The 16,030-nt window shown below is 45.9% G+C and carries 6 protein-coding genes; 5 read left to right on the top strand and 1 reads right to left on the bottom strand.

What is annotated here, in order from left to right; all coding sequences use genetic code 11:
• Positions 1-17: 17 nt before the first annotated feature.
• Positions 18-7,832 (bottom strand): M10 family metallopeptidase C-terminal domain-containing protein, encoded by a 7,815-nt coding sequence (locus H3L97_RS01720; protein ID WP_182073085.1) that lies wholly within the window; start codon positions 7,830-7,832, stop codon positions 18-20.
• Between the two features lie 202 nt (positions 7,833-8,034).
• Here H3L97_RS01720 and radA point away from each other — a divergent pair, with 202 nt between their 5' ends.
• The 5 genes from radA to H3L97_RS01745 all read left to right on the top strand — a co-directional run bounded on the left by radA (position 8,035) and on the right by H3L97_RS01745 (position 16,025).
• A complete protein-coding gene (radA, locus tag H3L97_RS01725) occupies positions 8,035-9,417 on the top strand; it encodes a DNA repair protein RadA (protein ID WP_097115137.1) in 1,383 nt (460 codons plus the stop codon).
• Positions 9,418-9,502: 85 nt separating this feature from the next.
• The gene (locus H3L97_RS01730) at positions 9,503-10,942 is read left to right on the top strand and encodes a KAP family P-loop NTPase fold protein (protein WP_179655901.1); all 1,440 of its coding nucleotides are present in this window, start codon (positions 9,503-9,505) and stop codon (positions 10,940-10,942) included.
• 350 nt (positions 10,943-11,292) lie between these two features.
• On the top strand, positions 11,293-13,929 hold the full coding sequence (gene leuS, locus H3L97_RS01735; RefSeq protein WP_097115135.1) for a leucine--tRNA ligase: 2,637 nt from the start codon (positions 11,293-11,295) through the stop codon (positions 13,927-13,929).
• Positions 13,930-13,996: 67 nt separating this feature from the next.
• Positions 13,997-15,298: a tyrosine--tRNA ligase gene (gene tyrS, locus H3L97_RS01740; protein WP_097115134.1), complete on the top strand. Its 1,302-nt coding sequence runs from the start codon at positions 13,997-13,999 to the stop codon at positions 15,296-15,298.
• An 82-nt stretch (positions 15,299-15,380) separates the two neighbouring features.
• Positions 15,381-16,025 (top strand): DedA family protein, encoded by a 645-nt coding sequence (locus tag H3L97_RS01745; RefSeq protein WP_097115133.1) that lies wholly within the window; start codon positions 15,381-15,383, stop codon positions 16,023-16,025.
• Positions 16,026-16,030 lie beyond the last annotated feature (5 nt).

A 16,030-nucleotide genomic window follows, 5' to 3' on the forward strand; every position in this document is an offset into this window, starting at 1 on the left:
GGCTGCCTGAAAACGCATTAGCCCAAAATAAAATGCGTTTCGTCCAGCGTCAAAGCCGCTTTATTTTCCAGCGTGGCAAACTGCACCCCATCATACGACAACGCCCCAGTTGCTTGATTGTACGACACTTTTTGCGCCAAATTGTCTTGATTTAAGCCTGAAATTGCCAATTCAATTTTGTCCACGCCAATTTCAAAATCGGTAATCGTATCCACAAAACCATCAACAAAATCAGAGAGTTTGTAGGCAAACACATCTTTGCCATCGCCACCTGTCAAAACATCGTTGCCTTTGCCGCCCACCAAATAATCATCGCCCTCATCGCCCCAAATTTTGTCGTTGCCTGCACCGCCATAAATGTCGTTGTCGGCAACATTGCCTTTTAAAACATCATCATAATTTGAGCCAATCAAGCGTTCCAGTTGCGTGCCATAGCCGATAAAGGCTTGCCCTTCGGTAAAGGTGTATTTGCCAAAGGTTTTGGAAAACAAGGCATAAGGGTCTGCCAAGGAAACACCGTGTTCATCAAAATACGTGTTTTCGCCAATTTGCTCCATTTTTTCCACAACTAAGCGTTCGCTTTTTTCGCCACGATGTATCCACGAACCAGGGGTCAAATCCACCGTAACACCTTGTTTTTCCAAAGATGCGTCAAAAGTATCCACGCCACCGCCGTCCCAAATGTAAATGTCGCCATCGGAAACCTGCGGATTGAATGTTTTAAAGGTGTAGGTGTCGTTGCCTATGCGTTTGTTTGGATTGACACCATAGCGGTATTGCAAATAGGCAATGTCAAAAATCCGCAAATCCCAAAAATTCGGGTCCATTTTGGTGGTGTTGTACGACATCACGGTTAAGCCCGTTTGGTCTTCCAGTGGACGAGTCAAAGTTACCTCACCTTCATGGGGGTGCTTGGTTCCCAAAGAATGGCTGATTTCGTGCAACAACAAAAATTGACCGTTGCGAATGTTCAAATTTTTGCGGGTGCTGTTAATCATGACTTCACCACCTGCCCACGCCTGCCCTGCATTGCTGATGGGCGTGTGGTGCATTTGAATGTCTGCCCCAACCGTTGCACCGTGGTCAAAACCTGAATTGTCTTCAATTTGTTCAAATTGAACATTGATGTACGACCCCAAAATGTCAAACGCTTTTTTCACGGCATTGCGGTTGTTTTCTGTCCATTCGGACGCGCCATAATATTCTTTGTGAAAGGCGTAAGTGAGTTTGCCACCGCCTTCTCCAATCACGGGGTGTTTTTTCAAATGCCCATTAACTCCTTGATAAACAATGGATTTGATAAAATAAGGGGCATCTTCATAACGGTGTCCTGCGCGCACCACCAAATCGCCCGACAAGGCACGATGGGGCGTTTGATAAGTGTATTCGCTTTGGGCGTTATCGGCGGTGGCGATGATTTTATCGGCTTGTTTTAAAATGCTGTTTTCCACCGCTACGGCAAATTTTTGATTATCCAGCACTTTTGTTTCAATGCTTTGATTGCCAATTTGCAAAGTAATCTTGTCGCCTGTTTTCAGGCTGCCTGAAACTTCGCCCTCCACCAAAGTGGTTTTGCCCACAAAGTCATTTTTGACCACGCTGTCTGTTGCCAAATAGGGGTTGTCGTCCCAAACATAGGCGGTTTTGTCTAATTGCGGCAAATTTTGGAACATAATGCGATTGTTTTCCAAATAATAAACGCTCAAACCGCCTTTAACCAAAAACGCCATTTCCTGACCTTTGGCTGCCTGCAAATCCGCCACACTGATGTCCAAATAAAAGCGTTGTTCGCTGTTATTGTTGTTGATGCCAACGGCGTATTCCTTGCCGTTTAAAGTCGCCACAAACGATTGAAATTGCAAAGGATTGTAATATTGGGCATTGATGCCGTCCAATTTGAGTTTGCCCCTTAAACGCACCATATCGCTGGGGTCAATTTCGCCCATTTGCGTGATTTTAATGCTGTTTTCGCTTGCAGGCGGTGTGGGCAAATTGGGGGTATCTGCCAGCACGGTAAAATGCCCAATTTCTTGATTTGTTGCAACATTTCCTGCTTTATCGGCAAGGCTCACTTGCACGCTAAAATCATTGTTGCCCACATTTTGCTTAATCACATCTTGGGGTAGGCTTGCCGACCAAGTTTTGCGATTGACATCAACTTGGGCAGTATAATATTGATTTTGATAAATGATTTTGACTTTCACGCTTGCCAAATCCACATCATCATCAAATTGCAGGCTGCCTGAAAGGGACAAATCCTTGCTCAACAAATTGATTTTTTGATGATTATTGGCAATGTCAATCGTGGGCTGATTCAAAGTTACATCGTAAGTATAACTTTGATTTTGTTCAATAATTGTTTCGTTGCCTGCTTTATCTTTGGCGGTCAAATGCCATTTGACGGGTAAGCCATTTGCCAATTCCGAACTTGCAATGGATACTTGATAATATTCGCCATTTTTGCTGGCAACATAATCCCTACCATTGACCGACACGTTCACGGCAACGGTTTCATTTTCGCCCAAATTAATCACTTTGCCTTTTAAAACAATGTCATTTTTAGCTAACTGGGCATTTATCACGCCATTGTTGCCCACTTTTTCATAAACAAAGCTGGGTTTGGGCGGTTCAATATCCACTTCGTATTGGTGCTGGGCGGTGCCTGTGGCGGTGTTTTTGGCGTTGTCGGCAGTGCTGACGCTGGCTTTGATGATGTTTTTGCCATTGTTTGCGACCAAATCTGCGCCATTGAAATCCACGCTGAATGTGCCACCCACAATTTTTGTTTTAATATCAACCCATTGTGTGCCTGTACAAATGGGGCAACCGCAAGATACGACAATTTCATCGCCTTCGTTGGCATTTTCTACCGTGCCGCCGACCGTGATTTTGCCTTTGGATTCGTTCAAATTGACGATGTTGTCATCGGTAATCGGGCGGAAGATGATTTGTGGGGTGTCAATTTGTGTATCCACTTGATAGGCGTGGGTTTTTTCGGCAATTTTTTCGCCGTTTCGGGTCAATTCCGCCCCAATTTCACGGTGAATGGCAAGCGTTTTGCCATCAATATTGACACTGAATTTGCCAGCAACAATGGGAACGATGTGGCTGGTTTCGCCAATTTTGACGGTTAAAACATCGCCTTGCTGGGCATTTTTCAGGCTGCCTGAAAACGCAATGGCAGGGGCTTTGGCTTCTTCAATATTGATGATGTTGTCGTCTGTGATTGGGTCAAAAGCAATCTCTACAAGGGCTGGCTGGCTTGGCGGTGCAACAGGCACACTCACGCCTGACGACAACACAAAATGATTGCCGTCAATCGTCAAATTCGGCTTATTTGCCAAAGTCGCAAAGTGAATGACATCGGCTTTGCCAGAGCCATCTGGGTCATAAGTCAAATGACCTGTTTGGCTATCGTAGGCAATACGCTCCGCCAAATTCTGTGCCGTTAAACCCGCAAAAACCAATGGATTGAGCTCAATCTTGTCCTCGCCCACGCTAAAATCGGTAATTGTATCCACATTGCCGTCTAATACATCATTAAAGACAAAAGTATCACGACCACCACCGCCTGTTAAGGTATTGACTTGACCGTTGCCGACAATCCGATTGTCCATCCCATTGCCCACACCCTTACTGGCTGTGCCAAAAAGCGTGAGATTCTCAACATTTTCAGGCAGCGTGTAATCAATATGGGCATAAACCGTATCTGTGCCTTCATCTTGATTTTCAATGACTTTATCGCCAACATTGTCCACCACAAAAATATCATCACCGACACCGCCTACCAACTCGTCCGCACCTTTACCGCCGTCCAAATAATCATTGCCAGCATCGCCAGAAATTTTGTCGTTGCCTGCACCGCCATAAATGTCGTTGTCGGCAACATTGCCTTTTAAAACATCATCATAATTTGAACCAATCAAGCGTTCAATCTGTGTGCCGTAGCCGATAAAGGCTTGCCCTTCGGCATAGTCCAATTTACTGATTTTAGAGAAAAACAATCGCCAATCATCTTTCACTTCCCCATCGTGTCCTGTGAAATATTGCTCGGCACCCAATTCTTCTGAATGATTAACCACAAAATGCTCGGTTTTTTCGCCACGATGTATCCACGAACCTGGGGTTAAATCTACGGTAACACCTTGTTTTTCCAAAGATGCGTCAAAAGTATCCACACCACCGCCGTCCCAAATATACACATTACCATCAGAAACTTGCGGATTAAAGGATTTGAAGGTGTAGGTGTCGTTGCCTATGCGTTGGGTCGGATTTACCCCATGGCGATATTGCATAAACGCAACATCGTACAGACTCAAATTCCAACGGTTGTTGTCCATTTTGGTGCCTGTGTAAGACATCACGCTTAAACCGCGATGGTCTTCTGTTGTTGAAGGCAAAACCGCGCCACCTTCAAATGTGTGTTTCGCCCCCAAAGAATGCCCCACTTCGTGCAACACCGTGAAAAAACTGCTGCGTATATTGAAATCCTTCACTTTGGTATTGAGGGAAACTTTGCCACCATATTCTGCCACCCCACTTGCCACAGGCAGGGGACGATGATGGAATTGTATGTCCGCACCCATCGTTGCACCTTGATTAAACCCTGAATTATCGGCAATTTGCACAAATTTCAGATTGGTATAATGCTCATAAATATCCAAAACCTTGCGTACTGCTTTGCGGTTTTCTTCTGTCCAATCTAGGGCGTTGAAGTATTCGTTGTGAAAAGCGTAGCTGATTTCGCCACCTGCACCATAGGGCAATTTTTTCAGATAGCCCATTTGTTGCAGCGGATACTCTAATGCTTTGATAAAATAAGGGATTTCCTTATTGGCAGTGGCGAAGTTTGCCACAAAATCGCCTTTTAAAACACGGTCAGGCTGGCTTTGGTAAGTATATTGGCTTTGGGCATTGCCTGCGGTGGCGATGACAGTATCAGCTTGTTTTAAAATACTGTTTTCTACTGCCACTTCAAATTTTTGATTATCCAGCACTTTGGTTTGGATTTGCTGATTGCCAATTTGCAAAGTAACGCTGTCGCCCGTTTTTAAGCTGCCTGAAACTTCGCCTTGTACCAAAGTGGTTTTGCCCACAAAGTCATTTTTAACCAAGCTGTCTGTTGTCAAATAAGGATTGTCGTCCCACACAAAGGCGGTTTTATCCAATTTGGGCAAATCTTGATTGCGAACATAATTGTTTTCCAAATGATAAATGCTTAAACCGCCCTTGATTTGAAACGCCATTTCCTGACTTTTGGCAGCCTGCAAATCGGCAAGGCTGATGTCCAAATAAAAACTTTGGTCTTGATTATTCATGCCAACCGCATATTCTTTGCCGTTCAAAGTCGCCACAAACGATTGAAATTGCAAAGGATTATGATATTGAGCAGCCAAACCTTCCAATTTGAGTTTGCCCCTTAAACGCACCATATCGCTGGGGTCAATTTCGCCCATTTGCGTGATTTTAATGCTGTTTTCGCTTGCTGGCGGTGTCGGCAAATTGGGGGTATCTGCCAGCACGGTAAAATACCCAATTTCTTGATTTGTTGCAATATTTCCTGCTTTATCAGCAAGGCTCACTTGCACGCTAAAATCATTGTTGCCCACATTTTGCTTAATCACATCTTGGGGCAGGCTTGCCGACCAAGTTTTGCGATTGACATCAACTTGGGCGGCATAGTCTTGATTTTGATAAACAATTTTGACTTTTACGCTGGCCAAATCCACATCATCATCAAATTGCAGGCTGCCTGAAAGGGACAAATCCTTGCTCAACAAATTGATTTTTTGATGATTATTGGCAATGTCAATCGTGGGTTGATTCAAAGTTACATCGTAAGTATAACTTTGATTTTGTTCAATAATCGTTTCATTGCCTGCTTTATCTTTAGCGGTCAAATGCCATTTGACGGGTAAGCCATTTGCCAATTCCGAACTTGCGATAGATATTTGATAATATTCGCCATTTTTGCTGGCAACATAATCCCTACCATTGACCGACACTTTCACGGCAACGGTTTCATTTTCGCCCAAATCAATCACTTTGCCTTTTAAAACAATGTCATTTTTAGCTAACTGGGCATTTATCACGCCATTGTTGCCCACTTTTTCATAAACAAAGCTGGGTTTGGGCGGTTCAATATCCACTTCGTATTGGTGCTGGGCGGTGCCTGTGGCGGTGTTTTTGGCGTTGTCGGCAGTGCTGACGCTGGCTTTGATGATGTTTTTGCCATTGTTTGCGACCAAATCTGCGCCATTGAAATCCACGCTGAATGTGCCACCCACAATTTTTGTTTTAATATCAACCCATTGTGTGCCTGTGCAAGTAGGGCAACCGCAAGATACGACAATTTCATCGCCTTCATTGGCGTTTTGCACCGTGCCACCGACCGTGATTTTGCCTTTGGACTCGTTCAAATTGACGATGTTGTCATCGGTAATCGGGCGGAAGATGATTTGTGGCGTGTCAATTTGTGTATCCACTTGATAGGTGTGGGTTTTTTCGGCAATTTTTTCGCCGTTTCGGGTCAATTCCGCCCCAATTTCACGGTGAATGGCAAGCGTTTTGCCGTCAATATTGACGCTGAATTTGCCAGCAACAATGGGAACGATGTGGCTGGTTTCGCCAATTTTGACGGTTAAAACATCGCCTTGCTGGGCGTTTTTCAGGCTGCCTGAAAAGGCAATGGCAGGGGCTTTGGCTTCTTCAATATTGATGATGTTGTCGTCTGTGATGTTGTCAAATTGGATTTCTGGGGGATTTTTTTTCAGTTCTTCGGCTGCTTGTTGTTTACGCGTTTCTTCGGCTGCTTGTTGTTTACGCGTTTCTTCGGCTTTGTGTGCTTCTTCGGCTTTGCGCGACTCTTCGGCTTTGCGCGACTCTTCGGCTTTGCGCGACTCTTCGGCTTTGCGCGACTCTTCGGCTTTGCGCGACTCTTCGGCTTTGCGCGACTCTTCGGCTTTGCGCGACTCTTCGGCTTTGCGCGACTCTTCGGCTTTGCGCGACTCTTCGGCTTTGCGCGACTCTTCGGCTTTGCGCGACTCTTCGGCTTTGCGCGACTCTTCGGCTTTGCGCGACTCTTCGGCTTTGCGCGACTCTTCGGCTTTGCGCGACTCTTCGGCTTTGCGCGACTCTTCGGCTTTGCGCGACTCTTCGGCTTTGCGCGACTCTTCGGCTTTGCGCGACTCTTCGGCTTTGCGCGACTCTTCGGCTTTGCGCGACTCTTCGGCTTTGCGCGACTCTTCGGCTTTGCGCGACTCTTCGGCTTTGCGCGACTCTTCGGCTTTGCGCGACTCTTCGGCTTTGCGCGACTCTTCGGCTTTGCGCGACTCTTCGGCTTTGCGCGACTCTTCGGCTTTGCGCGACTCTTCGGCTTTGCGCGACTCTTCGGCTTCGTTTGCTGACACCTTGTCATCAAACGAAGTGGTGTTTTTCTCGTCTGATTTTTTGCCTGATTTGGCGGCGATTGCGCTGGCAGCCGCCCCCACACCCACCAAAGTCGCCAAAGACAAACCTGCTGTTTTTAAAGACAATATGCCCACTTCGGTAGCTTTGACTGCGCTTGTTTGTGCCACCGCTTGTGGCAAATGCACGGCTGCCTGAAAACCTTGGCTTTCATTCAAAATCACGATGGGTTGTGTGTTTTCAGGCAGGCTGAATGCAATGCTTTGTCCTTGATTTTCCACAATCATGTTTTCAATTTGGCGATTTTGCTCGTCCAAAAATTGGTATTGCGCTTGTGGGTTAAAATGCAGGTGACGAATCTCATCTGAATTCAATGTGATGAGCTGGCTGTTGCCGTTTTGGGTGATTTTCAGTTTGATTTTCATGTTTTTTCTCCTTGATTTTGGCAAAATACAGGTGTGTTAATTGTAACATTTTTCACATCAATTAGTTACATGAAACTACATATCTTGATGTTTCATTTCAAGAAAATCCATTTTGGTGCCATACCAAAGCGGTATTTTGCGCTAAAATCACGCCCTTATCCTTTTCAGGCAGCCTCCCTCATTTCACAGGAAAAACAACAATATGGCAAAAGCCCCCAAAACCCTCTACCAATGCACCGAATGCGGCGGCACATCGCCCAAATGGGTGGGCAAATGCCCCCATTGTGGCGAATGGAACACGCTCCAAGAAAACATTGCAGCGCCCGAACCCAAAAACGCCCGTTTCCAATCGTGGGCAGCCGAAACCACCCAAGTGCAAAAATTAGCCGAAGTAACCGCTACAGAAGTCCCACGCGAAGCCACAGGCATGGGCGAGCTTGACCGTGTTTTGGGTGGCGGTTTGGTAGATGGCGCAGTGATTTTATTGGGTGGCGACCCGGGTATCGGCAAATCCACCCTGCTTTTGCAAACCATTGCTTTAATGGCAAAAACACGCCAAGTTTTGTACGTTTCAGGCGAAGAATCCGCCCAACAAGTCGCCCTACGCGCCCAACGTTTGGGTTTGAATGCCGATGGCGTGAATTTGCTTGCCGAAATCCGTTTGGAAGCGATTCAGGCAGCCTTAAAACAGCACGCCCCCCACGTTGTCGTGATTGACTCCATTCAAACCATGTATTCCGACCAAATCACATCAGCCCCAGGTTCGGTGTCGCAAGTGCGCGAATGTGCCGCCCAGCTCACGCGCATCGCCAAACAAATGGGCATCGCCATGATTTTTGTCGGACACGTTACCAAAGATGGCGCAATCGCAGGTCCGCGCGTTTTGGAGCATATGGTGGACACCGTTTTGTATTTTGAAGGCGACACCCATTCCAACCACCGCATGATACGCGCCATCAAAAACCGCTTTGGCGCAGCAAACGAACTGGGCGTGTTCGCCATGACCGAAACGGGTTTGAAAGGCGTATCCAATCCGTCCGCGATTTTTTTAGCGAGTTATCGGGACGATGTGGCAGGCTCATGCGTATTGGTAACGCAAGAAGGAACAAGACCATTATTGGTTGAAATACAATCACTTGTAGATGACGCGCACGGTTTCACCCCCAAAAGATTAACCGTAGGTTTGGAACAAAACCGCTTGGCGATGTTGCTGGCGGTGCTGAACCGACACGCAGGCATCGCCTGTTTTGACCAAGACGTGTTTTTGAACGCGGTGGGTGGCGTGAAAATTGGCGAACCTGCCGCAGATTTGGCGGCGGTGTTGGCGATGGTTTCCAGTTTCCGCAACAAGCCATTGCCCGAAAAAATGGTGGCGTTTGGCGAGATTGGTTTGAGTGGCGAAATCCGCCCCGTACCGCGCGGACAAGAACGCCTGAAAGAAGCCGAGAAATTGGGTTTCAAACGCGCCATCGTGCCAAAAGCCAATTTGCCGCGCAATGAAAAAGAGTTTCCAAAATTAAAGATTTACGGTGTGGAAAATTTGCACGAGGCGGTGAGCTTGTGTCGGGATTTGGTTGATGAATGATATTCAGGCTGCCTGAAAAATGCAGGGTGCGCCACGCGCACCCAATTTGCCACAAAATTTTTATTTAAAATATAAGGATATAATTATGAATGCCACTTTTGCTGACCAAGATGATTTCAATCGCCGCCCCCTTGCGGAGAAAATCAGTCGTTTGCTTCAATCAGACCTTGATGTTTCGCCCATGATTATTGACGGAGCTTGGGGAACGGGTAAATCCATTTTTTGCCAAAAGCTGATTAACTTGATGAACGAAACATCGCCCGATACACATCATTTGGTTTATATTGATGCATTCCGTACCGACCACACAGGCGAACCTTTACTGGTATTGTTGGCGGAAATCATCAAGGTTTGTTGCCCTGTTAATAATGATGATGTCGCAGCCCAAGAACAACGTAAAACTTTGATAAATAAGTTTGCCGCAGGTGCAAAATTTTCATTTAAAACATTGCTTAAAGCAGGTCTTGGTCATTTATTGAAACAAGATATTGAGCTACTATCAGACGAATGGGAAGCTATTCTTGATGATACGGGAAAAGAATTGGGCGAAAAAGCCATTGATGCAGGTGTAGATAAAAGCATTGAATTGGTAACTGCCACCTTATTGCAAGAACAAATTGAAAGCGAAAAAAATTTACAGGCTTTGCAACAAACTTTAAAAGAAGTGGCAAGCACCAAACCGATTATTCTGTTCATTGATGAATTGGACAGATGTCGCCCCGATTATGCGATTGATATGCTGGAAATTATTAAGCATGTATTTGATATTCCAGAAGTTAAAATTGTTTTAATTACAAATCTAGCCCAGTTAAGAGCTGCCGTCAATCATCGTTATGGCGATATTGTGGACAGCCATAAATACTTGGATAAGTTTATCCGTTTGGTTTATACATTGCCTAAAAAAAGCTCACCCAATGACCCTAGTGTTTCAATTCAATATTTTTGGGATAAAGTGGAACAGAGTAATAATCTAAAACAAGCTTTTTCAAATTCTTCATATTCTAATTATTATCTCACATTAATTGATACTATTTTAGATAGTAATTCAGTTAGTCTGCGAGAAATAGAAACAATAATCCGCAATTTGGAAATTTATTTTTATTTACAAGGTGGTACAAATTATGATTTTACCCATAAAATTCTTGTAATTACAACCATTTTACTACATTGTCTCAAACCAAGCTTACTACAAGATTTATTAAATTGGCGTGCCGATGCCAATGAATTGGCTAGGTTTATTAAAGGTGGTGCAGATATTAAAAAATTTCTACCTATTGATGATGGCTTTGTACCAAAATACGATAATGTGGATTTAATGATGTTTTACATTTTATTATCATTATGTCGTGTGAATATTGAAAATTATGATAGACACCCTATTGATACGACGTCGGAACCGACACTTAGCCAGTTATGTGTTAACAATTTTTTTAGAAAAGCAAATCCAGCACTAATTTTGAGTCATACTAATACTTTAATTACTTCTCTTGAAAATGAAATAGAAGAAATTTTAACGGTAATTTAATCATTCATTTTCAGGCAGCCTGAAACCCCAAATTACGCGTAGGCTGGCGATAAATGCAGCGTAGCGAAATGCACCCCAGCCCCCACGCCCAAAGCAAGCGTAGGGTGGGTGCTCGCACCCACGCATTCTATTACTTATTGTTTTTCATTACAATTTGCTTTCAGGCAGCCTGAAATGTTTTTTGAAACGCAAACCGCTCAGCGTTCATGTATTTGGCTTACTTTTTTAAAAAGTAAGTCGCCGAAGGCAAAAACGTTCATTTTGTCGTGTACGTTTAGGCAGCCTGAAAAACACGGAAACTGCTATAATCCGCCATTATTTTTTATTTATTTGAAATGTGAAACAAAATCATGCAAGAACAATACCAACCTTCCCAAATTGAACCCCAAATCCAAGCCAAATGGGAACAAGAACGCGCTTTCAATGTCGTTGAAAACAAAGACAAACCCAAATTTTACTGCCTGTCCATGTTCCCCTACCCAAGCGGCAAATTGCACATGGGGCACGTCCGCAATTACACCATTGGCGATGTGCGCTCGCGTTTCAAAAAAATGCAAGGATACAATGTGTTGCAACCTATGGGTTGGGACGCTTTCGGTATGCCTGCCGAAAATGCCGCCATTGACCGCCAAGTTGCCCCTGCCGAATGGACGTATTCCAATATTGATTACATGAAAAACCAATTAAAATCATTGGGTTTTGCGCTGGATTGGGAGCGCGAATTGGCAACCTGTCGCCCCGAATATTATCGTTGGGAACAGCTTTTGTTTACCAAATTGTTTAAAAAAGGCATTGTTTACCGCAAGTTAGGCACGGTAAACTGGGACCCGATTGACCAAACCGTGTTGGCAAACGAGCAAGTGATTGACGGTCGCGGTTGGCGCAGTGGCGCGTTGGTGGAAAAACGCGAAATCCCCATGTACTATTTCCGCATTACCGATTATGCCGAAGATTTGTTGAACGATTTGAACGACTTGGATTGGGGCGAGCAAGTCAAAACCATGCAACGCAACTGGATTGGCAAATCCAAAGGCATGACGGTGCGTTTCAGGCTGCCTGAAAACAGCCAAGCGGGTTTGCCCGATGATTTTTCTCAATACATTCAAGTTTATACCACACGCCCCGACACGCTTTTTGGCGCGTGCGCGGTGGTGGTGGCGGCGGAACACCCACTTGCCACAGCCGCAGCCGAAAACAATCCTGAATTGCAAGCCTTTATCGCGGAATGCAAAGCAGGTTCGGTGGCAGAAGCGGATATGGCAACCATGGAGAAAAAAGGTTTGCCAACAGGACGTTACGTCATCAATCCGCTCAATGGCGAAACGCTGCCTGTGTGGGTGGCAAACTATGTGATTTGGGGCTATGGCGATGGTGCGGTGATGGTTGTGCCAGCGCATGACGAGCGCGATTTTGCGTTTGCGCGTAAATACGGTTTCCCAATCAAACAAGTGGTTAATGTGAACAATTTGCCTTATGACGACCAAAATTGGCAAGATTGGTATGGCGACAAAGAAAATGGCGTGTTAATCCATTCGGGCGAATTTGACGGTTTGAATTATGTTCAAGCCTTTGAAAAAATGGGCGAAAAATTGCAATCTTTGGGATTGGGCGAGCCTAAAACGCAATACCGTTTGCGCGATTGGGGCATTTCGCGCCAACGTTATTGGGGTTGCCCGATTCCGATTGTGCATTGCGATGATTGTGGCGATGTGCCTGTGCCTGAACAAGATTTGCCTGTGGTGCTGCCTGAAAATGTCGTTCCCGATGGTGCGGGTTCGCCTTTGGCAAAAATGCCCGAGTTTTACGAAACCACCTGCCCCAACTGCGGCAAACCCGCCAAACGCGAAACCGATACCATGGATACCTTTATGGAATCAAGCTGGTATCAATTCCGTTATATGTCGCCCCAATTTGAAGGCGGCATGGTTGAGCCGAACGCGGCAGCCTATTGGGGGCAAGCCGACCAGTATATTGGCGGCATTGAACACGCGATTTTGCATTTGCTTTACGCGCGTTTCTTTACCAAATTGATGAACGATGAGGGCATTGTGCCTGTGCGCGAGCCGTTTAAGCAATTATTGACGCAAGGCATGGTGTTGCAAGCCACTTATTTCCGCGAAAAAGAAGACGGCAAAAAACAATGGTTTAACCCAGCCGATGTTACCGTGCAAACCGATGAAAAAGGTCGCCCCATCGCCGCGATTTTGAATGCAGACGGCTTGCCCGTGCAAATGGGTGGCGTGGAAAAAATGTCCAAATCCAAAAACAATGGCGTGGACCCCCAACAAATCATTGACGCTTATGGCGCGGACACGGCACGCTTGTTCATGATGTTTGCGTCTCCGCCCGAGCAAACTTTGGAATGGTCAGACGCGGGCGTGGCAGGCGCATATCGTTTCTTGAACCGTTTGTGGCGCACGGTGTATGAGTTTGTGAAACAAGGCGGCAATTCGGTAAACGCATTTGCAGGCGAGCATAATTCACTTTCAGGCAGCCTGAAAGATTTGCGTTTCAAATTGCACAGCACCATCGCCAAAGTTACCGATGATTACGACCGCCGTCAGCAATTCAACACGGCAATCGCCGCAGTGATGGAATTGCTCAATCAATACGACAAAACCGATTGCACTGGCGAAAACGGTCAAGCGGTGGCGCGTGAAGTGTTGGAAGCGGTGTTGATTTTGTTGTCGCCCATTGTGCCGCACATTTGTGAAACTTTGTGGGCAGAACTGAATCAAAACAAACCTTTATACGAACAAAGCTGGCTGAAAGCCGATGAAACCGCACTCGTGCAAAGCGAAATCAAAGTGGTGGTTCAAGTGAACGGCAAATTGCGCGATGAATTGATGATTGCCGCCGATGCCAGCGATGACGACATCATCGCAGCCGCACTCGCCACCGCAGGCGCACAAAAATTCATGGAAGGCAAAACGGCGAAGAAAATCATCTTGCCGCCCAATCGCAAATTGGTAAACATTGTGGTTTAATGGATTGATTTAAAAAACTTTCAGGCAGCCTGAAACGCGAAGGCTGTCTGAATCACAGGAAAAAAACATGAACGCATTATTACAAGACTTACAAGCGCGCGGCTTAATCGCCCAAACCACTGATATTCAAGAATTATCCAAATTATTGGACGAAAACAAAATCGCGCTGTATTGCGGTTTTGACCCCACTGCCGACAGCTTGCACATTGGGCATTTGCTGCCTGTGTTGGTGTTGCGCCGTTTTCAAAACGCGGGGCATACGCCTGTGGCATTGGTGGGCGGCGCAACGGGCATGATTGGCGACCCCAGTTTCAAAGCCCAAGAACGCAGCCTGAACACCCCCGAAACCGTAGCAAGTTGGGTAGAAAGCATACGCAATCAGTTGAAACCATTCTTAAAATTTGATGGCGACAACGCGGCAATCATGGCAAACAATGCCGACTGGTTTGGCAAAATGAATTGCTTGGATTTTTTGCGCGACATCGGCAAACATTTTTCGGTAAACGCGATGTTGGCAAAAGAATCGGTCAAACAACGCATTGAACGCGAAGACCAAGGCATTTCGTTTACCGAATTTGCTTACGCATTGTTGCAAGGATATGATTTTGCTGAATTAAATCAACGCCACAACGTGCAACTGCAAATTGGCGGCAGCGACCAATGGGGCAACATCACTTGGGGTACGGAAACCACACGCCGCTTGCACCAAAAATCGGTACACGGCTTGACTTTGCCGCTTGTTACCAAATCGGACGGCACCAAATTCGGCAAAACCGAAGGCGGCGCAGTGTGGCTGGACGCAAACAAAACTTCGCCCTACCAATTTTACCAATTCTGGCTGAAAGTGGCTGACGCTGATGTGTACAAATTTTTGAAATATTTCACATTTTTAAGCATTGAGCAAATTGATGAAATTGAAAAACAAGACCAAGCCAGCAAAACCAAACCACAAGCCCAACGCATTTTAGCCGAAGAAATGACGCGCTTGATTCACGGCGAAGCGGCTTTACAGGCAGCCCAACGCATCACCGAAAGCCTGTTTTCGGGCGATGAAAGCGGCTTGACCGAACAAGATTATGCACAGTTGGCTTTGGACGGTTTGCCCGTTACCGAAGTTTCAGGCAGCCTGAATGTGGTGGCGGCATTGGTGCAATCGGGTTTGGCGCAATCCAACAAAGAGGCGCGTGGTTTTGTGCAAAGCGGCGCGGTGCTGATTAACGGCGAACCCGTTACGGCAAACAACCCCGACTTTTCGCCCGAAAAACCCGATGACCAATTCATGATAGGCGAGGCACAAAAGCGTTTTGGCAAATATGCGATTGTGAAACGCGGTAAACGCAATCATGCTTTGTTGGTGTGGCAAGCGTAAATCATCAAAATGCGTTTTCAGGCAGCCCCAATGTTGTTCAGGCTGCCTGAAACGTTTTTCAACCCCAAAGGCAGCCTGAAACATGATAAATGAAATCATCAGCTTTATTTTGCATATAGACCAACACCTTATCACACTGTCCACCCAATACGGTGTGTGGCTCTATGCCATTTTGTTTTTGATTGTGTTTTGCGAAACGGGATTGGTGGTAACGCCCTTTTTACCGGGAGATTCCCTATTGTTTGCCGCAGGTGCGGTGGCGGCGGCATCGGCAGGCGCATTGAATGTGCACATCATGGTGGCGATATTGTTGGCAGCCGCCATTTTAGGCGATGCCGTCAATTTCACAATCGGCAAATATTTTGGCGAAAAGCTGTTTGCCAATCCCCACTCACGCATTTTCAAACAAGAATATCTGCACAAAACCCACGATTTTTACGCCAAATACGGTGGCAAAACCATCATTTTGGCGCGATTTGTGCCGATTGTGCGAACCTTTGCCCCCTTTGTGGCGGGCATGGGCAAAATGGATTACGCGCAATTCATTCGCTACAACATCATAGGCGCAATCGCATGGGTAGGGCTGCTGACTTATGTGGGTTACGCCTTTGGTAACTTACCGATTGTGAAAGACAATTTTGGTAAAGTGGTGCTGGGGATTATTGTCGTGTCCATCATGCCGATGACTTTTGAATTTGTGAAACACAAAATGGCGCAACGCAAATGATTTCA

Origin of the sequence: Alysiella filiformis, assembly GCF_014054525.1 — a bacterium.
GTDB classification, from domain to species: domain Bacteria; phylum Pseudomonadota; class Gammaproteobacteria; order Burkholderiales; family Neisseriaceae; genus Simonsiella; species Simonsiella filiformis.

Excerpts from the sequence above, each read along its gene's own strand:
- H3L97_RS01720 (WP_182073085.1), bottom strand. The coding sequence starts at position 7,832 with ATGAAAATCAAACTGAAAATCACCCAAAACGGCAACAGCCAGCTCATC.
- radA (WP_097115137.1), top strand. The coding sequence starts at position 8,035 with ATGGCAAAAGCCCCCAAAACCCTCTACCAATGCACCGAATGCGGCGGC.
- H3L97_RS01730 (WP_179655901.1), top strand. The coding sequence starts at position 9,503 with ATGAATGCCACTTTTGCTGACCAAGATGATTTCAATCGCCGCCCCCTT.
- leuS (WP_097115135.1), top strand. The coding sequence starts at position 11,293 with ATGCAAGAACAATACCAACCTTCCCAAATTGAACCCCAAATCCAAGCC.
- tyrS (WP_097115134.1), top strand. The coding sequence starts at position 13,997 with ATGAACGCATTATTACAAGACTTACAAGCGCGCGGCTTAATCGCCCAA.
- H3L97_RS01745 (WP_097115133.1), top strand. The coding sequence starts at position 15,381 with ATGATAAATGAAATCATCAGCTTTATTTTGCATATAGACCAACACCTT.